Raw genomic sequence first — 19917 nt, forward strand, 5'->3', positions numbered from 1 at the left:
GACAACGAGAATCTAGAAAGGAATGACGATGAAAACACTATTACCGACTTCAACGGCTGGCAGCTTACCGAAACCTTCTTGGCTGGCCGAACCAGAAAAACTTTGGTCACCGTGGAAACTGCAAGGTGAAGAACTGATTGATGGCAAACGCGATGCGCTACGTGTCGCTTTGCAAGAACAAGAACTGGCAGGCGTTGATATCGTCAGTGATGGCGAGCAAACTCGCCAACATTTTGTGACGACCTTTATTGAGCATTTAAGCGGCGTAGATTTTGAAAACCGCAAAACGGTGACCATTCGCAACCGTTATGAAGCAAATGTTCCGACTGTGGTTGGCCCAGTAAGCCGCACAAAGCCCGTGTTTGTTGAAGATGCCAAGTTCTTGCGTCAGCAAACTAAGCAACCTATCAAGTGGGCGCTGCCAGGCCCTATGACGATGATCGACACACTTTATGATGATCATTACGGTAGCCGTGAAAAGCTGGCTTGGGAATTTGCGAAGATCCTCAACCAAGAAGCGAAAGAGCTTGAAGCGGAGGGTGTCGACATTATTCAATTCGATGAACCTGCGTTCAATGTGTTCTTCGATGATGTGAACGAATGGGGCATTGCGTGTTTAGAGCGTGCGATTGAAGGGCTGAAATGTGAAACTGCAGTGCACATCTGCTATGGCTACGGCATCAAAGCGAACACGGATTGGAAGCAAACGCTAGGCACTGAATGGCGACAATATGAAGAAGTATTCCCTAAATTGCAGCAGTCAAATATCGATATTATCTCGCTTGAGTGTCATAACTCACGAGTGCCTATTGAGTTACTTGAGTTGATTCGCGGTAAGAAGGTGATGGTTGGTGCGATTGACGTCGCTACCAACGAAATTGAAACGCCAGAAGAAGTGGCGAACACACTGCGAGAGGCGTTGAAGTACGTTGATGCCGACAAGCTTTACCCATGTACCAACTGCGGTATGGCGCCTTTGTCTCGTGAAGTATCGACCGCTAAGCTCAATGCGTTAAGTGCGGGTGCGGAGATCATTCGTAAAGAGTTGGTGGGTTGATATTAATACTTAGGCTCCGCACCATGAACTAAAATTAGGGTCATTCTAGCGAGTTTAGATGAGACTAGGAATCGGTTTACTGCTCGCTAGGAAATGACGATAACTTTCGCACTTCAAAGCAGTCGGTGAGTAGATCCTGAATCACGCTCGTCCCTCACTGTTCAGGATGATGGATGTTGGAAGATACATTGCTCGCCATCCCTCAGGTATTAGAGCAGCTCTAAGGTAGGGTCATTCCAGCGAGTCTAGACGAGACTAGGAATCTGATTACAGCACGCTAGGAAATAGCGATAACTTTCGCACTTCAAAGCACTCGGTGGGTAGATCCTGAACCACGCTCGTTCCTCGATGTTCAGGGTGACCGTTTTAAATAAAAATGCCGCTCACAGTAAAGTGAGCGGCATACATTTCCCGTTTCCAGCCTCGGCCAGATTTAATTCAACTCTACGTTCTTAATCTCAGGATGCTTTAGCAACATCACACGAATCCAGTGATGCACCACCCACATCACCATCGCGGTGAGCAGAACCGCAACGAAAATCGAGCTGAAACGGTACAAGATCGAAAAGAACGCGTCTTTTTGTTCTGGCACCAACGAGGTCGTCAGCGGAACCGATAGGGCAGACATGGCAGAAAACGCGATAGCCGCTTTAATTTGCCCCTTGGTGAGCCACAAGCAGAATGGCCCCATTGCAATGGTAAAGGCGAGCCAAAAGAGTAGCCCATGCCCATACCAACTGCCCAATATCAGCTGAACAGCCATCCCTGCGATGCAGCCTAGTGCGGTGCCGATGATGCGAATTTTTGCCATGGCGAGCGAGCCCGCTAAAGTCATTGGGGTTAGGATGATCAAAATGGAAGCTTGTGCGGATAGCGAGTCATATAAGTCCGCTACTTGGAATACGATAAACGCAGCCATCGCCACTACCCAACCCATAGCAACTTGGCTGATGTAGTCAATATCGCTTTTTACTGGGGTCGACATCTCAAGGTGCTCGGCGGGGGATTTTGGCTCCGGGAACAACCAATACGCGAATGCGCAAACAAAAATATTGCTGAACGCCATCACCCACATGTTGACGTTGAACTCTTCAATATCCATGAAGTTATAGCTGGCAAAATTCAACACAATTGAACCCACCAACAGCCCCATGTAACCAAACAAATAGGTTTTCTGGTTCATCATTGCAATGCACTTGAACAGCATCATAATTCCGACGGCAACGGTCATTAATGTTGGATGAAACTGCAAGTATTCCAGCAAAAATGTGGCTTGTATGGTTGTCCACACCGCAGAGAAAAACACGATCAATAAAGCCGAAATATTAAAGTTGTCCATTTTGCCCAATATAAACAGCGGCATCATGATGGCAAAAAATCCGTAAGACCAACCGAAGATCATGCTTAGCGCGAGCCCTAAAGAGCAGCCGAACCAAATTCGTAAGGTTTTCATTGTCGCCGCCTAGTAAATGAAGTGGAACCAGCTTGCGAGGTGAATCTGTGCTTGCGCCATCAACTGCCAGAAAATGCTGTTGTCTGGGTACAAAACAATGGTAGCGCGAGAGCCGACAAACAGTGCTGGTGGTAACTCTTCGCTGCTGGTTAGGTTCACTCGTGTACGCTGCGCATCACGTACCCAGCGGTTGTTCACTTCCACTTTGGTCAGTGCGCCATTAGGCGTTTGTTGTGCGGCTGCTACACCGTAATCGCGGCTAGCTAAATCAAAGTCGTACACCGAACCTGGGTTGGAATCAAATGTGACCAAGGCGTGGAAAGTCTTGTCTACGTTCGCGACGGACTTTTCACGAAAATCAGCGGCTACCCAGAGTGATCCTGTTGGTACAAACGTCAGCAATGGCATGTTGGTGTTTGCCATCGTGCCAACTTCTAGTTGCAGGTTGGTCACGACACCATCACTGGGAGCGAGTACCGCGGTATTTGCCAAATCAAGTTGCGCCTTTTCGATGCCGTTTTTGGCAATTCGAACGGCGGTGCTTTGACCTTTTTGATCGCCTAATTGCGCCTCAATGACTTTTAAGTTTTGTCGTTCCGCTTTAAGCGCTGCACGTGATACCTGATTTTGGGCAAAGGCATTATCGAGTGTCGATTGAGAGATGACTTTCTGCTTCGATAGTGTCAGTAAGCGGTTGTACTCGCGGTGTGCATTATCAAATGTCGCTCGTGCGCGGGCAATATTGGCAAGAGCGGCTTCGCGTTGAGAATACAGTGTTGCTTCTTTTTCATAGGCGGATTGCAGAGACAGCTCCGCCTGTTCAAGCGCTATCTTGTATTTACGATCATCAATCGTAAACAACACATCGCCTTTTTGAACGGACTGGTTATTCTCGATGAGAACGTCGGTCACTTTACCAGATACCTCGGGTGCGACTTGGACAACGTATCCTTGCACTCGTCCTTCGGTCGTTAAGGGGGCGTGGCGGTCAGCAATGATAATGTACAAAAATAGTACGATGAACAGGACAATCAAAGTTCGCATCCAGTGTTTGAATTTTTGGTCAGCCGTCATTACAAGTTCCGTTAAACATATTGGATAGCGGATTATAGAGAAGTCACTCACAATTCAGTAGAATGATAATACGAACATAAATGACCTAAAAATAGGACAATGAACGTTAATTTTGATGATATTTACCTATTCACTCAGACGGTGGTTCACGGCGGTATAAGTGCAGCGGCAGAGGCGAATCAACTACAACGCTCAAAAGTGAGTCGTCGTCTGCAAGAATTAGAGAAATCGCTCGGGGTACAGCTTTTGATTCGCACAACACGCAGCATTGAGTTGACGGAGCACGGGAAACGCTTGTTTGAGTTGGTGGGGCAGCCTATTGACCATATTCAGCAAGGTTTAAATGCCATGCACGAATATCAACAAGAGCTGACGGGCAAGGTGCGTTTAGCCATTCCTTCCGCATTGATGAGCTCTGCTGCGTTTAACGCGATCATCACTGAGTACACAACGCGGTATCCGGAGATTTCGGTCGAGATCGAAAACCATCAAGAGAGTGTCGATCTCAAGCGTCAATCGTTTGATTTACAGCTTCTTCCGAGCGTGGTCAAAGTCACCGATGACAGCTATGTGCAGTTCAGTCTTTTGCCTTATCGTAGTCACTTTGTTGCGTCAAAAGCCTATCTAGAATCGCATCCGCCAGTAAAAACGGTGGAAGATCTTAAGCAGCATCGCCTTTTAACTAATCGTTACAATGCCGATTTGCTCGATTCAGATCTGCATGTGGCGTTGCGTTCGGATGACCTCAACTTGCTGCGCTCGATGGCGATAGCAGGAAACGGCATCGCGTTTATTCCTCAAATTCATTCCAAGCCTGCACTGAGAGACGGTTTGTTGGTCGAGGTGCTGCCTCAATTCGCGCATCCGAAGCAGCATCTTACTCTGATTTATCCCTCGGCCTTATTTCTGCCCAATAAAGTCAAAGCCTTGATTGAACTAATTCGAGAGAAATTTAAATAGCCAGTTCAAACCACTCTTACCTAAGGGCAAATGTGTGAGCGAAGGTGATCTTTCTAGGTTTTATTGCTCTAACATGAAAGGGTTCTGATACATTAACTTTTGCTCAACTTGTTGAGTATGGTTTGTGGTCGCACAAGATAGGAGATGGAAATGTTATCGAAAGGAAACACGGGCCTGATTGTGGTGGATGTTCAGGGCAAACTCGCTACATTAATGCATGAAAGCGACGCACTGATTGAAAATATCACGAAACTGGTAAAGGGCGCCAAAGCACTAGATTTGCCTATTCTGTGGCTAGAACAGAATCCAGAAAGGTTGGGCCCAACCGCGGAGCCGATTCGTGAAGTGCTTGAAAGCACGCATTTACCTATTACCAAGTACACGTTTGATGGTTGCAAAGAGGCGACGTTTAAGGTCGCGGTGGAGAACGCGAAAGTTGATACCTGGTTGGTTTGCGGTATTGAATCCCACATTTGCGTCTATCAAACCGCGGTTTCTCTGCGCCAGTCCGGTTATCGCGTTGAATTAGTCACGGATTGTGTCTCTTCCCGAACCGCTGCCAATAAAGCGCTCGCTCTTGCGAAGTTAACCGCTAACGGTGTGGTGCTCACTGGGTTAGAAATGTGTTTGTATGAAATGGTCGAAGATTGCCGAGCACCTGAATTCAAAGAAATTCTGGCGCTCATCAAATAGAGGAATCACTGTAATCAGCAACAACTTTATTTGAACACGCTATTCAAATTCTCGTTGATATCTTGGCAACATCGACTCGTTGCCAAGTAACCCGCCTTGGTGAATATAAATCACCGTTTTATCTGTGTTCTCTTCCAACCAAGGGGTGAGGCATTGCCACATATACGGGTCGTATAACAGGTCAAATTCGAGGTCGGTTTGCTCAAAGAGTGCTTTCCATGTGATGTAATCTTCTTCGTACAAGCGACCAAAATGGTGTTTGTTGCGCACGGTTAAAATGGTTGGGTGGCTGTTTTCACCGAGCTGGTTGAACTGCTCAGTTAAGTAATCTGCATCGCCTACGCAAGGGCAAGTTAGCACTTCTATGCCGTGTGGGCTTAAATGTTTATGAAGATATAAAGCCGTCGTGCCAGTACCTGATGGCAGGGCGACCGTAAACTGCTCTTTACCTCTCAATCGCGTCCAATCAAGAATTTCTCGTGCTAACTGTTTGATGCCAGCTTCAGCGAGGTGGGAACGTCCACCCTCTGGAATCAGCAATGTCGACTCATCTACTCTTCGTACCTGGTGGATGTATTCACTAGGGTGAAGTTCGCTACCGATGTCTTGCATGGCGGTGATTTTCATACCCAAATCAAGCGCACCACGATAGTTGCCGATAGGGGAGTCTTTAAGCCAAGAAGGAATGTGTTGAACGTAGAATTCGAAGTTCCAGCCTTTGATTTGCGCCAGAGCGGCAAGCGAATACATCGCGTTGGATTGAGCAGAGCCATAACTGATGAGGGTTTTGATGTCGCTGTTCTGCGTTTTCATCAACGCCATAAACTTACGTGCTTTGTTCCCAGAAAAGTGAGAATGCAGCATGTCATCACGCTTAAGAAAAAACGTATGACCGTTGAAGTTGTGTTGAGTTATCGGGCTTTCAGAGAGTTTCATGCTGCTGACGTGTCCAACCACGCGACCTTGCCGTTAAAAAGGGCGCGTAGTGTAACGCCATTAAACCCAGATAAAAAGTCTGGGTTTCAGTACATCCATTTCGTTATTCCTGATGTTTTGCCGCTTTGTTTTCAGGGGATTCAATTCCACGGCTCGCCTTTCTGCTTTAAGCCACGTACACTACGCCGCTTATTTCAACTCAATCAGAAGGCTTGGTTTTGCAAACTCTAGAACAATTAAAAACAGGACAATTAGTAGGAACGAAACAACTGAAGTTGGCGGAAGGGCTAACTGAGTTTCCTATGGAAATATTAGAGCTTGCAGAAACGCTTGAAGTGTTAGATTTATCTGGCAACGCACTGTCAGATTTACCACCAGAACTGGAACAGCTGACCAAGCTAAAAATCATCTTTGCTTCCAACAACCTGTTCACCCATCTGCCAGAGGTGTTGGGCAAGCTGCCAAACCTTGAGATGGTTGGGTTTAAAACCAACAAGATCAAAGTAGTCAGTGAAGCCTCACTACCAACTCAGTTACGTTGGTTGATTCTGACCGACAACGAGATTGAAGTTCTGCCAAACAGCCTGGGTGAAAGACCGCGCCTAAGAAAGCTTGCTTTGGCGGGCAATCGCATCAAACAACTGCCAAACAGCATGGAAAACTTGGTCAATTTAGAATTGATTCGTTTATCTGCAAACCAGTTAGAGCATTTCCCGGATGTGTTGATGAAGCTGCCTAAATTGGCATGGTTTGCATTCGCAGGTAACCCATTCTGCAAACATCCATCTTCGCTAGACAGCGTGCCTAAAGTGACCACAAACAGTTACTCACTTAACCATGTTCTTGGCCAAGGTGCGAGTGGCGTGATTTCTCATGCTAACTGGACTGACGCTCAATACGACTTCCCGAACGAAGTTGCGGTGAAAGTGTTCAAGGGTGAAGTGACCAGTGACGGCTACCCACATGATGAACTTGAAGCATGTTTGCAAGCCGGGCATCACAACAACTTGGTGAAATCCATCGCGCAAGTGGATGACGGTAATGAGCTTGCTTTGGTTATGGAGCTGATCCCAAACTGTTACTACAACTTGGGTTTGCCACCAACGTTGGAAACTTGCACCCGAGATACATTCCCACAAGGTTTTACGTTGACGGTCGAGCAAGTCAATTCCATTGTTGAGCAGATGGTGGACGTGTTTAATCACCTGCACGACAACAAGGTGTGCCATGGCGATTTGTATGCGCACAATACTTTGGTGAATGAGCAAGGTGAGATGATCTTCGGCGATTTTGGTGCGGCGAGCATTTACGGTTACTTATCGGACGAACAGCAAGCGGCAATCCGAACCATTGAATCTAGAGCGTTGAAGTACTTTATCGAAGATATGTTTTCTGTGTGTGACGCGTCGGAATCGGCATCGCAAGCATTCAATCGACTAGCAGCACTTGCAGCATAAGATTTCATTCAATCGAAATTAGAAAGAGGTATCGAATTGCTCGTTTGATACTGAGCAAAGTAGATACCTCTCAATTGAATTAGGCGCTGGGGAAGTTACTCTGAGCAAGCCTCTTGATGCTCTGACGTAAGGTCAATTACTGCTTCACAACCACCCTCTGGATGTGTACCAATCTTAAATTGCCAGCCATAGCGTTGGCACAAATCATCCACAATCATCAAACCTAATCCGTGCCCATCAGAGTGCGGAATGGTCGAAAAGCCTTCACCTTCATCACGCACCGAGATGGTGTTCTCATCCATGTTGATATGAATTGATCCCGATGGTGTCGCGGCGATGCCGTTGCGAATCAGGTTGCCAAGAATAATGGTTAGCACGGCATTGGTCGCGCGCGTTCTTGGGTTACCGTCTATCTGTACATCAAAGTTGAGTGCTTTCTCATCCGCCTGAGCTTGGCTTTGGAAGATGATTTGGTTGAGTTCTTCTTCGGTGATGCTTCGTACTGGTGAATCATCTGCATTACGCTCGTAACGCACTAAGCCGAGTAGGGCATCTACCATGGTCGACATCTGCTGCGTTGCATCCTGGATTCGGTTCACTTGTCGGGTCTGGAAATCCGTGTTCGCACTTCTCGCCAGTAAGCTGCTTGAGCCTTTCATTACGGTTAACGGTGTACGCAGTTCATGGCTTGCGTATCGTGCAAAGGCTTGCTCACGCTTGATGACTTGGTTGATTTTGTGGCGATACTCATTCAACTCATCCGCGAGGGTTTGGAACTCTTTGGCCGAGCCCTCAGGCACACTAAAAGTTTGCGTGGCATCTCCTTGGTGATGGTCGAGTTGAGTTTTGAGCGCATTGACGGGTTCAATCAAGCGTTGTGATAAGCGCAGTAGCAGGCTACCAAACAGGAACACCAGCACGGCGACAATGGACAGCACCATAGCGACGACGAGAATGAATTCCTCTGAGGTGATCTCGATTTCATCAATCAAGGAAACCAGGATCACAGGATGTTCAACGCCTTTGTAGGTGTAAGTACTCATGTAAACCATGCGCGAGTATTCACCGTCTTCTACTTCATCAAGAAAGTGCTTTTGACCAATCAGGTATTTTTGGTAGCGCTCGGCAACCAATGAGATGTCGTTGTATGCAGTGGTGAGCAGGTCAAGCTGAATACTGCCTTGCTCTGGGTGGGACTGGAAATGTTCAATCGCTTCTTTTTTGTCGACCATAATACGACGCTCGCCCACGCGGTCTTCAGACCAAAGCAGGGAGCCGGTAATCAACAAAAAGCAGAAGATGCCAATCACGACCGACACAAAAGAGAAAAACAGAGCGAGTCGCCCTGTCATACTTTGTGTGCTTTGCGTGCTAGCAAGTAAGCGATTGATCATGCACCTGTCTCCAAGCGGAAGCCAACTTTCGGCACGGTGATAAGCACATGTTGTTCAAATGGCTTATCAAGTTGGTTGCGAAGTTGGTAAATGTGGCTGCGCAGAACGTCGTTGTTTGGCTCGTTCTCTTGCCAAAGTTGGAAGGCGATTTCTTCACGTGTCACTACATCTGGCGCGCTTTTTACAAGCATTTCCAGAATGGTGTAAGTGGTGGGGTTTAGCGCCAGCAGTTTATCTTGGCGGTAAGCTTTACGCGTTTTTTGGTCGATAGACACTTCACCGTATTCCAACTTGCTCGATGCGACAGTGCCACGGTAACGGCGGATCAGTGCCATCATGCGCGCTTCAAGAATATCCAGATCGAAAGGTTTGGTCAGATAGTCATCCGCACCGTGTTGGAAGCCTTTGAGCATATCGTCACGGCTATCGAGCGCCGTCAGCATAAGTACCGGTGTGTTGTTGCCCGCGTCGCGAAGTTTATTACACATGGTCAGGCCATCCATGCGTGGCAGCATGAGATCGAGCAAGATGATGTCGAAGGTGTTTTCCATCGCTAGTTTCAGGCCGAGTTCGCCGTTGTCTGCATAATCGAGTTCCATACCTGCACACTCAAAATAATCGAACAGCATGCCTGCAATTTCTCGATTATCTTCGACTAAAAGTACGCGTTTCATGTATTTCTCTCCAAGTGGGCAGGTGTTCGAAAATAAGACTTCGTCTTAACCGAACATTATTCACTAAGGACGTGAAAAAGATGTCAATAACATCTCTTTCACGTTGATGTTTGTAGACTGGATTCATTCATCGGATTTAGTGGAAGAGTAGCATGTCAACCTTCAACATTCACGCTGCAACCTTTTCAAAGGTGAGCCAACACACTGAGCCTAAAACAGTTTTGTCTGTTGTGGTGCCATTCTTTAACGAGCAAGAAGTCTTACCTGAATTTCATCGTCGTTTAGCCGCCGTTTTGGATGAAATGCCAGAACGCTGTGAAATCGTTTATGTGGACGACGGCAGCAAAGACGAGAGCCTAATGATCGCGCAAAACTTTTCTCAATCTTCTAGCGACGTTCGTTGTATTGCACTAAGCCGTAACTTCGGCAAAGAGTCCGCCATGAGTGCGGGTCTGGAACACTGTCAAGGTGAAGCGGTGATCGTGATTGATGCCGACTTGCAAGACCCGCCTGAGTTGATCCCGCAAATGGTATCAAAATGGCGTGAAGGGTATGACGTGGTGAACATGCAGCGCAGCGAGCGCCACGGTGAAACTTGGTTCAAACGCTTCTCGGCCGCTTGCTTTTACAAAGTGCTTAACAGCATGGCGAAATTGGATGTGCCTGAGAACGTGGGCGATTTCCGTCTACTGAGCGCAAAAGTGGTTAAACACATCAATGCGTTGCCAGAGCGTAACCGATACATGAAAGGCATCTTTTCTTGGCCGGGTTTCAAGCAAGTGACGGTTCAGTTTGAGCGTGACGCTCGTTTCTGTGGTGAAACCAAATGGAACTACCTCAAGCTGATTGGCCTTGCAATGGACGGCATCACCTCGTTTTCCATTCGTCCTTTGCGTTTAGCGACACTTGCCGGTGCATTGGTGGCGTTCAGTGCCTTTATCTATGGCGCATTCATAGTGATGAAAACTGTTGTGTTTGGTGAGCCTGTCACTGGCTACCCATCCATGATGGTCGTCCAACTTGCCTTGGGCGGTGTGCAACTGCTGTCGATTGGCCTTTTGGGCGAATACATTGGCCGCATTTTTGTCGAGACCAAGCAACGCCCTCTTTATCTTGTTCAGTCTGTTTACGAGCAGCCTGCAAAACATCAATCCATCCAAACCATGAAGTTTAAACTGGGAGAAACCGCGTAATCATGAGTATTAATAAAACCCATCTGTGGTTGTTGTTGGCGTTTGCTCTTTTACTCCGTCTTATTTCACTTGCCGCTTACCCTTTGATGGACACCACGGAAGCCCGCTACGGCGAAATGGCGCGCTTAATGGTGGAAACCGGCAATTGGCTTACCCCACAGTTTGATTACGGCGTGCCTTTCTGGGGGAAGCCACCCCTGTTCACTTGGATGAGTGCTTACGGCATTGAGCTGTTTGGATTGAATGAATTTGCAGTGCGCGCGCCTCATTGGTTGGCGGGTGTTGCGACGATTGTTTTTGTTGCTTTCATGGCGTATCGCGCTGGCTTTAATGCTGGCATCGCAGCGTTGGTACTGGCGACGTGTGGCATCTTTTCAATTGCGGCGGGTGCGGTGATGACCGACATGGCACTGACGTTGGCCATGACGATGGCGATGGTTGGTTTTTACTATTGCTGGCTTGGCAAAGACAAACACAGCCGATTATGGTGTTACCTCGGTTTCTTTGGCTTGGCTTGCGGGCTGTTAGCAAAAGGTCCAGTGGCGATCGTGATTATGGGTATCGCAGTGTTTCCTTGGCTCGTGATTCAGCATGGTTTCTTCGGTGCCTTCAAAGCCTTGTGGCAGCGTTTTCCAATTGTGTCGGGGTTGGCGCTCATGCTGGCGATTGCTCTACCGTGGTACATCATGGCTGAAATGGCGACGCCTGGATTTATTGATTACTTCATTGTTGGCGAGCACTTTAAGCGTTTTGTTGTCAGCGGTTGGGAAGGGGACCTGTATGGCTCTGCTCATGATCAACCACGTGGGATGATCTGGGTATTCTGGCTACAATCGGCTGCGCCTTGGTCAATCGTATTGCCTATCTTGGCGTGGAAACGTCGTACGGTGCTCAAAGCCATTGAAACCGATCATCAAGGTTTGTTTAGCTTCCTGATGTGTTGGCTGATTTCACCAATGATCTTGTTCACCATGGCTGGGAATATTTTGCCTGCTTACGTACTACCGGGTGTGCCTGCATTGGGGATCTTGATTGCAATGCTGGTGGATAAACACGATTTCAAATGGCTGACCGGAACGGCAGCGGTGTTGCCAGCCCTGCTTATGATTGCGATGTTGGTTTTGAATATGGGCAAAGCAGACAGTCGCAGCGACCGCATCATCTTCGCGCAAATTAATGACAACGCTCCGGTCTTTTATATTGGTAAGCGCCCGTTCTCAGGCCAGTTCTATAGTCATGGTCATGCGAAAAAGCTTGAAGATAAGAATGACTTAAACAATCTGAAGAAATTCCACCTGATTGGTAAATCGCAGCAAGTGGATAGCATGATTCATGAAAATGCGTTGAGTTGTACCAACGAGTTCACAGCAAAATCGAAACGCTCACTCTACACCTGTGTGGTTGGATAACGGAATGCGCAAATTACCAAAATTTACTTCGCTGGAAAGGTTTGCTTCGTTAACAAGGTTTGCTCTAGTAGGTGGTGTCGGCTTTATGGTCGACACCCTTATCTTTTCTGTGTTGTTCCATTGGTTTGGTCTCGAGCTGATGCTGGCTCGTGGGATTGCATTTTTGTTTGCGGCAACCACGACTTGGCTTGGCAATCGCTGTCTGACTTTCTCTCAAGCAGAAAAAACCAACCCTTTCGCTCAATGGCAAAAATTTATGGCGAGTGCCTTTATCAGTGCTTTGCCTAACTTTATTGTGTTCAAAGGCGTAACGCTCGCGCTAGGAACGCAAGGGGTGATGGTCTATTTGGCTTTGATCTTAGGCATATTGGCAGGCATGGTGAGTAACTATTTACTCAGTGCAAAATGGGTGTTTAGTTGAGGATAGAAAGGTTCGGGCTTACTATCCTATCCTCGAGTTAAAAATTCGTTATCTGAACCAATTTTTCTTTTTGTACATCAGAGTAAACCTAAAGCTTTTCATGGGGGGATGTAAAAAGGTAAACAAGCCAAGGTTTATACCTTGGCTGCCGTTAGTTCAGATTTTGATTGTTCGATTTCAGACTCGGTTTGCCACTTGCCGTTATATAGGTACTCTCGCTCTGGGAGCGGGGCATTTGAAGCCCTTAAATCAAATACCTCATCGGTTTGATATTCTTTATAACAAACTGGCGTACCAAACAGTCTAGCCTCTGGCTTAGCTTCAAATAGCTTTTTGTGGTCGGCGACTTCTGTACAGTCAAGCTTATATTCCGTGGCTAGCTGATTGACCATCGATTCTAAGTCCGTTTCAGTTTTGAAAAATACGTAGCAATCAGATCTACTATGTGAACGGACAATAGTGTTGTGTTCCATATCGATATATTCACACTTATCGTGCTTAAAGTAGAACTGGATCACTTTGCGCTTTTTGTTGTAGTCGGCAAACAACCAATCTTCACGCTCTCCAATTCTCACTTCTGTTGGTTCATCGGGCTTGCGTTTTAACATACCAAATGAGAATAAAATAAGAGCGCCCGCTCCAGCTAACGCCATCGGGCCAACTACCGCTACCATCAAAACGCAAACTACCGCACCGATCCAGCCAACGGCTTGTGTGGCGGTATTCGCCCACTTAGGCATGTTGCGACGCTTCTTCATCACAAAGCCTTTGTCAGAAAAGATATAGTCATAGCGATAGTCGAGGCCAATCGTAAGATAAAAGATCCCGGCCATCATTACTGACAAGATAAGGCCAAAAAAGGTCACGACAAGCGTATCACTTGAGTGTGTCAAAAATACAATTACAAATAAGAAGCTCATAAATGGCAAAGCCGTTAACTTGTAATGGTAGCGAAATGGCTCTTCTACATCATACTTATGCCATGTTGTTAAATTGTCCCCTTTGAGAATCTCTTGCTCTTGTGCTTCTTGATAAACCGCCAATTCTTCTGGGGTGATATAAAACGGTGAATATGCCAAGGGTTACTCCTGAAAACCTAGTGTGCCAACAGCGGGGGTGAGTGTTTTTTTAATTATGTCTTGTTTGATATTGTCTGAAATAATGCCATAAGTTGCACTCTGTTTTATGCCGTTTTGGAACCAATACTCACGCTTAGCAGGGGCATCATCTTCCACATCGTAAGCTACTTGCATTGCAAGGTAATGATCTGCTTCTTCAATTGGCAAGGTTACTTTGTACACCAGTGATTCTTTGCTCGCTTGATCTTGAGTTTGTAGCGTGACTAAATCTGCGTTTTGATGCCACGAGCCTGACATCAAATCATCTTCTGTTGCCTTGCTGTTAGTTCTCAACGTAATACCATTCGTTGCAGCACGCCTTGGCAGTTGAATATGCACTTCCAAACCGATTAACTCACGATGTGTGTAACCTGGGTAAGCTTGTACTTTTTCAATAGGTTGATGGTATACCGTAGGCTGTTGAATAATAGATTGTAAGTCAAACAGCGCTTGCTGAACCAATGCTGAATTATGCTTCTCTCTTTCGGGTAAGCTCGAAGATTGGCTCCACTGAGTGCGAGTCGGGTGATAACCCCAAGGCAGTTTATCTAACCATTTTTGGAAATCATCTTGTTTCAGTTTATTCAACTTATAATTGATGGCCAGGTATGCAATCGTGAGAATAACCAGGCCGGCCGTTATAGGCCCGCCAAAGGATAAGTTTAATGCAAATTGTCCAGTTAACCCTCCGTATACTTGGAATATACCGACAGCTGACATTGCTGTTAATACTAGGGTATTTGCTACATGCAGATATTTTTCTTGACCATAAACTTTGTCAGCACTCTGCCAAGAACGGTAAGCCTCAATACCCGAAGCTAACGCACCTAAAGCCCCTGTGATTGCTAGCCATTTATTGAATACCTTTAGGTCATCAAGGTTTAAGTTTTTAAAGGTATCTTCGTTTCTATTCACTAACTTTTTTAAGACATTATATGAATGTGACCTTAACCTAGGTTCACCCTTCACTTTCTCCCATAACTTACCTGTACGAACACCTGTCCAAGCGTTGACTGTGTAAAATAACTTTTGCTGGATATCCAAAAATTCATCTGAGGACATTAACCCCGTGTCTTGAATACTGCTCATGGCATCACCAAGCGCGATGCAGTTAAATATTAATGCCAGAAAGCCTAGACCACCGGCATTCTCGAACAGTTTATTCAAATCATTGAGCTTATTCATCACGATCCGCGTTCTAAGCTCGATGGTTCTTTGAGGTAGATCATCAGGTAACTCAATGTACTGCGGGTACTCCAATGTAGCTACAGCGAGAGCCTTCTTAATAGTCTTTTTATTTTTTAAAGCTGTTGTGTATTTAGAGTCAGCTTTGCGGTTATTTTTCTGGAAGTCAGCAATGATTGCATCGTTTTTTTCGAGCTTAATCAGATAATCATTTACGCGTGTTTTCCATTTTTTAAAATCGCGAGCGTAACCTTCTTTTATTGTTACGGGCATGTTGTGTGCCATATGTTCTGCAATAACGGCAAATAAATAATAGCTATGACGGTTCAGAGGTTTAGCGAAAACAGGCATCAGCGAAATTGATACTTGTGAGGTCATGCTAACGCCAAACTCTACAACGCCTTTTGCAAGCGCACCTATTGCAGATTTAAAAATAATATCCAGCTCTTGGAAACCTTTGGCGATATCTTTGAGAAAGGCTGTTTCCGCAGTGTTTGGGTTGGAAACAAAGTCCATGATCTTAGAGTACATATTCACGCGGTTGCTGGTATCAGATATCTGGTCCATCAACTGATTATCAGGATCAGGATTTTCTGAGACGATCGACTGTTCATCAAGCGCCTCTGTAATATTCTTCTCCATCACTTTAAATAAACTACGACTAAACCCAGAGGCATAGAGAGCAAGTAAACTGGTTGGTTTCTCCCATTGGCTTTCAGCCCATTGGCGGTCTTCTTCTTGTATCACCAAAGTAAATGACTCAACCGCTTGCTTGTGTAGTTGATACAAGCTGTACTGCGTGTCTTCGCTGTATAGGTCGAAGGTTCTTTCGAGATGATGCGGCGTTAAGGACTCCATTACTGCGATAAAGTCGCGTTTGACCGAAACCACTTGGGCTAGCATGGTTTCTTTTTGTTCTGACAGCTCTTGCATCTCGCTCAGCATTTGCTTCCAGTTGAGCTGCTGACGCCAGCGTTCAGTCGCTATCCATTGTTCGTATTTACCAAATCGGCTTGCAGAAATTCGATATTTGTCCTGTATTGCTTTGGCAATGTCGCTTTGGGTATGTTGGTGTGATTCAATCGCTCCGGCGGAAAATTTAGCAGGATAGCCTGATTGAACTGAGCTTTTGTTTTGTTCTGCCAAGTCGAGTTGACTAGAGGAGTCATAATATTCTGCCATGTCGGTATAAAACGACAGCTCTTCGCCGTTACGCTTAACGCTAGCTGGCATGTCTATCTCGTCACTTGCCCCGAACATGCACAGTTGCATAGCGGTCTGCATCAAGTTCCACTGGTTTGAAAACTGGTCAGTGAAAAGACGGTAGGGGCTTGCAGCGCCAACAAAATGCAGCGACATATCTTGAATGTCTGCGGCGTAATCTTTTATCGCGACTAAGTAGCCTGATTCTTCTTCTGGAATCGCAGAGGTTAAATCGCTTTCGACTGCGACAGGTTTAAAGACAGAACCATCTTCATCTGCTTTGGTGGCGACGCCAGAATCCGCAAAGCGACCATCATCGACGGCAGAAGATTCAATATCAGCGACTTGGGTTAACTTATCGATTGGTGCAATGTTGTGCTGATTCTCGTTTGAGGACAGAACAATGGTTTGCATGCGATCGATATGATTACTCGGATTGTTAAGTACGCGCATGAACGTGTGCCATGTCCACCGGTGCTCAGAGAAGCAAATCGATAGTACGCTTCCGTTGACGTAAGTAAGGAAGGGCTTTGCATCTTGTGGTGTCCCACGCTGCTCTGATTTTGGGCTTTCTGATTCTCCCAACTTATAGAGCGTGAATTGCGTTCCTTTGATTTCGTATTCGTCTAAGCTTTTGTTGATTGCATCATAGACATACAGCCAACCGTCGCGCAGTTGACGCAGGGTGTAACCAACGGTATTGAGTTTGGCTGGGCCTTGCCCTTTCCATTCTTCAGGCAAACCAAAAGGTTGTGTCTCTTCTGTTTCTAGCTGATCGATGGCATAGCGGACTGGGATAAAGTGCGCAGGTGATGCTTCCGTTGCTTCTTTCTCAGTTTTTAAATTGAGAGGCTCTGGTTCAGACGGCGGTGGCGGATCGATTTTTTTTGTTTCTCCCTCCCAAAACATACTGCGCTCTGGGGGTGAGCCAGCAAGATCATCGGATTCCGTGGTTGGAACGATATTCAGCGATTTCAGTGTACCATCGCTTTCAAATGCCTGAACGGCCTCCTCATAGGTATAGCTGTTGTCATACCAGAACATAGAAGTTTTTGGGGGAAGTGGATTATTCATCGTTAGCCCATGTTTAAGAGTTTTATTCTATTACGCAAATATCGCACCAAAATAAAGCAGTTAAAAATCAATAAGTTAGATTTTTATGGTTTTGCGTCAATCAAATAATTGTTTGTTTTTCCAATAAGTTGGTTGGTGTTTACCATTTTTTGTATTGATTGAATCAAAGTTTTAGTTGTGAGTGATGCCTCAATGAGCCGACAAAACAAAAGGGCTCCAGAGTTACCTCTGGAGCCCTTTCTAGTATTTAAGTGCTAAAGAGTTAGCGACGCTTTGGTTTACGTTGACCAGCTGGTTTGCTTTGTCCTTGTGGGCGACCTTGGCCTTGCGGCTTGCTACCTGCCGGGCGGTTTGCACCGTTGCCGCTAGGACGTTGGCCGTTGCTTGCAGGGCGTTGACCACCTGTAGCTTTACCCGAACCGTTACGGTTGCCAGATGGTTTACCATCTTTTGAACCGCCTTCAGAACGTTTGTTCAAATGACCACCGAAGCCTGGTTGGTTTTTGGTATGTTTGGTTGCAAAGCGGTTTGCCCCGTGACGACCAGATTTACGACGTTGCGCAGGTGTTTGTGCTTCAATGTCTTCCGCAGGAACGAGACAGCCTTGTTTGTCACCGATCAAATGTTTTTTACCCATACTGACTAGGGCTTCACGGATCATTGGCCAGTTTGCTGGATCGTGATACCGCAACAGCGCTTTATGCAGGCGACGTTGACGTTCACCTTTTGCTACAGGTACATCTTCACGTTTTTTGTACTTCACGCGTTTCAGAGGGTTTGTCTCTGAGTAGTACATCGACGTTGCGTTACACATTGGCGAAGGGTAGAAGTTTTGTACTTGGTCACATTCGAAGTTGTTCTTTTTCAGCCACAGAGCAAGGTTCAGCATGTCTTCGTCTTCTGTGCCTGGGTGCGCAGAGATAAAATAAGGGATTAAGTACTGCTTCTTGCCTGCTTCTGCACTGTATTTCTCGAACATCTCTTTAAAGCGATCGTACGTACCCATACCTGGCTTCATCATTAGATCAAGAGGACCTTTCTCTGTATGTTCCGGTGCAATCTTCAAGTAACCGCCCACGTGGTGAGTCACGAGCTCTTTCACGTATTCTGGTGATTCAATCGCAAGGTCGTAACGTACGCCAGATGCAACCATCACTTTCTTCACGCCTTCAACTTTACGCGCTTCGCGGTATAAATCGATCGTGTGTTTGTGGTCTGTGTTTAGCTTGTTACAGATGCCCGGGAATACACAAGAAGGACGACGACAGTTCGCTTCCGCTTTTGGATCTTTACAGCCCAGGCGGTACATGTTTGCAGTCGGGCCACCAAGATCGGAAATTGTGCCGGTAAAGCCTGGAACTTTGTCGCGAATTTCTTCAATCTCGTTGATGATAGACTCTTTCGAACGGTTTTGAATGATTCGACCTTCATGCTCGGTAATCGAACAGAAAGAACAGCCACCAAAGCAACCACGCATGATGTTTACAGACGTCTTGATCATGTCGTACGCAGGAATTTTTGCTTTCCCGTACATAGGGTGAGGGACACGCGCGTAAGGCAGGCCAAACACAAAGTCCATCTCTTCGGTCGTCAATGGAATTGGAGCTTGGTTTACCCAAAGTTCACGATCACCATGGCTTTGAAGTAACGCTCGACCAGAGTACGGGTTCGTTTCTAAATGCAGTACACGGCTTGCATGCGCATAAAGAATGCGATCGTTTCTTAGCTTTTCAAACGAAGGTAAACGGACCGCAGTCGTCGCAGCATCGTGGCGTGATGGGCGAATTGTGATTGGTTGTGCAACTGGCTCGTCTTTTTTAGTTTCACACTGAGTTTCTACTTCGTATGGGTTCTTTGGTACGAACGCTTCTTTACGAGGTTTTTCAATGCGAGAAGAGTCAATAACCGTGTAGCCTTCTGGCGCCGCTGGCAAGTTCACGGCAGTACCACGAATATTGGTCATGGTGCTGATGTCTTCGCCGTTTGCGATGCGATGTGCTACTTCGACAAGTGCGCGTTCTGCGTTACCAAAAAGTAGGATGTCTGCTTTTGCATCAAACAGTACTGAACGACGAACTTTATCTGACCAGTAATCGTAGTGTGCCACACGGCGTAGGCTGGCTTCGATACCACCTAAAACAATAGGTACTTCTTTGTAAGCCTCACGACAACGTTGAGAGTATACCAACGTTGCGCGGTCTGGGCGTTTACCACCTTCGTTATTTGGTGTGTACGCGTCATCGTGACGAAGCTTTTTATCCGCGGTGTAACGGTTGATCATGGAGTCCATGTTACCCGCAGTGATCCCGAAGAACAGATTTGGCTTACCAAGTTGCATGAACGCATCTTTATTTTGCCATTCTGGTTGAGCAATGATACCGACACGGAAACCTTGTGCTTCTAGCAGGCGGCCAATGATAGCCATACCAAAGCTTGGGTGATCCACATAAGCGTCACCGGTTACAATGATAATGTCACAGCTATCCCATCCTAGGGCATCCATTTCTTTGCGACTGGTCGGCAAGAAAGGTGCCGTACCAAAACACTCTGCCCAGTATTTTTTGTACTCATGAATAGGAGTGATGTTATTGGTCATATTTTGCTCTCTGTTCCAGG

15 protein-coding genes are annotated in these 19917 nt (G+C 46.4%); 7 read left to right on the top strand and 8 right to left on the bottom strand.

The features are described from left to right. Window positions 1-28 precede the first annotated feature (28 nt). Complete coding sequence (locus R8O11_RS02110) at window positions 29-1057, top strand: methionine synthase (protein ID WP_318193876.1); 1029 nt, start codon at window positions 29-31, stop codon at window positions 1055-1057. Window positions 1058-1490: 433 nt separating this feature from the next. On the opposite strand, the gene R8O11_RS02115 is transcribed toward R8O11_RS02110, so the two are convergent. Together R8O11_RS02115 and R8O11_RS02120 are read right to left on the bottom strand one after the other, a co-directional pair. Next, a complete protein-coding gene (locus R8O11_RS02115; RefSeq protein ID WP_033905703.1) occupies window positions 1491-2510 on the bottom strand; it encodes a DUF2955 domain-containing protein in 1020 nt (339 codons plus the stop codon). A 9-nt stretch (window positions 2511-2519) separates the two neighbouring features. After that, on the bottom strand, window positions 2520-3584 hold the full coding sequence (locus tag R8O11_RS02120) for an HlyD family secretion protein (RefSeq protein ID WP_017634711.1): 1065 nt from the start codon (window positions 3582-3584) through the stop codon (window positions 2520-2522). A gap of 99 nt (window positions 3585-3683) precedes the next feature. On the opposite strand from R8O11_RS02120, the gene R8O11_RS02125 reads away from it, so the two are divergent. Both R8O11_RS02125 and R8O11_RS02130 read left to right on the top strand, forming a co-directional pair. Further along, entirely contained in the window at window positions 3684-4544 is an 861-nt protein-coding gene (locus R8O11_RS02125) for a LysR family transcriptional regulator (protein WP_017634710.1), read from the top strand. A 150-nt stretch (window positions 4545-4694) separates the two neighbouring features. After that, window positions 4695-5237, top strand: a complete 543-nt coding sequence (locus tag R8O11_RS02130; protein WP_005457944.1) for a hydrolase — start codon at window positions 4695-4697, stop codon at window positions 5235-5237. A 39-nt stretch (window positions 5238-5276) separates the two neighbouring features. On the opposite strand, the gene R8O11_RS02135 is transcribed toward R8O11_RS02130, so the two are convergent. Then, entirely contained in the window at window positions 5277-6173 is an 897-nt protein-coding gene (locus R8O11_RS02135; protein WP_064376498.1) for a 1-aminocyclopropane-1-carboxylate deaminase/D-cysteine desulfhydrase, read from the bottom strand. Between the two features lie 218 nt (window positions 6174-6391). On the opposite strand from R8O11_RS02135, the gene R8O11_RS02140 reads away from it, so the two are divergent. Continuing rightward, complete coding sequence (locus tag R8O11_RS02140; protein ID WP_064376497.1) at window positions 6392-7630, top strand: leucine-rich repeat-containing protein kinase family protein; 1239 nt, start codon at window positions 6392-6394, stop codon at window positions 7628-7630. Window positions 7631-7725: 95 nt separating this feature from the next. On the opposite strand, the gene R8O11_RS02145 is transcribed toward R8O11_RS02140, so the two are convergent. Both R8O11_RS02145 and R8O11_RS02150 read right to left on the bottom strand, forming a co-directional pair. Then, window positions 7726-9024, bottom strand: coding sequence for a sensor histidine kinase (locus R8O11_RS02145; protein ID WP_064376496.1), 1299 nt, complete (start codon window positions 9022-9024; stop codon window positions 7726-7728). Next, on the bottom strand, window positions 9021-9698 hold the full coding sequence (locus tag R8O11_RS02150) for a response regulator transcription factor (RefSeq protein WP_005389368.1): 678 nt from the start codon (window positions 9696-9698) through the stop codon (window positions 9021-9023). The genes R8O11_RS02145 and R8O11_RS02150 overlap by 4 nt, the downstream gene beginning before the upstream one ends. 152 nt (window positions 9699-9850) lie before the next feature. On the opposite strand from R8O11_RS02150, the gene R8O11_RS02155 reads away from it, so the two are divergent. The 3 genes from R8O11_RS02155 to R8O11_RS02165 are packed head-to-tail and all read left to right on the top strand — an operon-like array spanning window position 9851 to window position 12721. Then, entirely contained in the window at window positions 9851-10891 is a 1041-nt protein-coding gene (locus R8O11_RS02155; protein WP_017634706.1) for a glycosyltransferase family 2 protein, read from the top strand. A gap of 2 nt (window positions 10892-10893) precedes the next feature. Beyond that, complete coding sequence (locus R8O11_RS02160; protein WP_064376495.1) at window positions 10894-12300, top strand: ArnT family glycosyltransferase; 1407 nt, start codon at window positions 10894-10896, stop codon at window positions 12298-12300. Between the two features lie 4 nt (window positions 12301-12304). Then, on the top strand, window positions 12305-12721 hold the full coding sequence (locus tag R8O11_RS02165) for a GtrA family protein (protein WP_031781328.1): 417 nt from the start codon (window positions 12305-12307) through the stop codon (window positions 12719-12721). Window positions 12722-12855: 134 nt separating this feature from the next. Here R8O11_RS02165 and R8O11_RS02170 read toward each other — a convergent pair whose 3' ends face one another. The 3 genes from R8O11_RS02170 to R8O11_RS02180 all read right to left on the bottom strand — a co-directional run bounded on the left by R8O11_RS02170 (window position 12856) and on the right by R8O11_RS02180 (window position 19897). Next, window positions 12856-13800, bottom strand: a complete 945-nt coding sequence (locus tag R8O11_RS02170) for a hypothetical protein (protein WP_064376494.1) — start codon at window positions 13798-13800, stop codon at window positions 12856-12858. A 3-nt stretch (window positions 13801-13803) separates the two neighbouring features. Continuing rightward, entirely contained in the window at window positions 13804-17301 is a 3498-nt protein-coding gene (locus R8O11_RS02175; protein ID WP_064376493.1) for a T6SS effector BTH_I2691 family protein, read from the bottom strand. 262 nt (window positions 17302-17563) lie between these two features. Further along, window positions 17564-19897, bottom strand: coding sequence for a YgiQ family radical SAM protein (locus R8O11_RS02180; RefSeq protein ID WP_064354146.1), 2334 nt, complete (start codon window positions 19895-19897; stop codon window positions 17564-17566). Between the last annotated feature and the right edge of the window lie 20 nt (window positions 19898-19917).

The organism is Vibrio sp. 1288 (assembly GCF_033344475.1).

Excerpts from the sequence above, each read along its gene's own strand:
- R8O11_RS02180 (WP_064354146.1), bottom strand. The coding sequence starts at position 19,897 with ATGACCAATAACATCACTCCTATTCATGAGTACAAAAAATACTGGGCA.
- R8O11_RS02160 (WP_064376495.1), top strand. The coding sequence starts at position 10,894 with ATGAGTATTAATAAAACCCATCTGTGGTTGTTGTTGGCGTTTGCTCTT.
- R8O11_RS02135 (WP_064376498.1), bottom strand. The coding sequence starts at position 6,173 with ATGAAACTCTCTGAAAGCCCGATAACTCAACACAACTTCAACGGTCAT.
- R8O11_RS02130 (WP_005457944.1), top strand. The coding sequence starts at position 4,695 with ATGTTATCGAAAGGAAACACGGGCCTGATTGTGGTGGATGTTCAGGGC.
- R8O11_RS02120 (WP_017634711.1), bottom strand. The coding sequence starts at position 3,584 with ATGACGGCTGACCAAAAATTCAAACACTGGATGCGAACTTTGATTGTC.
- R8O11_RS02125 (WP_017634710.1), top strand. The coding sequence starts at position 3,684 with ATGAACGTTAATTTTGATGATATTTACCTATTCACTCAGACGGTGGTT.
- R8O11_RS02145 (WP_064376496.1), bottom strand. The coding sequence starts at position 9,024 with ATGATCAATCGCTTACTTGCTAGCACGCAAAGCACACAAAGTATGACA.
- R8O11_RS02155 (WP_017634706.1), top strand. The coding sequence starts at position 9,851 with ATGTCAACCTTCAACATTCACGCTGCAACCTTTTCAAAGGTGAGCCAA.
- R8O11_RS02115 (WP_033905703.1), bottom strand. The coding sequence starts at position 2,510 with ATGAAAACCTTACGAATTTGGTTCGGCTGCTCTTTAGGGCTCGCGCTA.
- R8O11_RS02110 (WP_318193876.1), top strand. The coding sequence starts at position 29 with ATGAAAACACTATTACCGACTTCAACGGCTGGCAGCTTACCGAAACCT.
- R8O11_RS02165 (WP_031781328.1), top strand. The coding sequence starts at position 12,305 with ATGCGCAAATTACCAAAATTTACTTCGCTGGAAAGGTTTGCTTCGTTA.
- R8O11_RS02150 (WP_005389368.1), bottom strand. The coding sequence starts at position 9,698 with ATGAAACGCGTACTTTTAGTCGAAGATAATCGAGAAATTGCAGGCATG.
- R8O11_RS02175 (WP_064376493.1), bottom strand. The coding sequence starts at position 17,301 with ATGAATAATCCACTTCCCCCAAAAACTTCTATGTTCTGGTATGACAAC.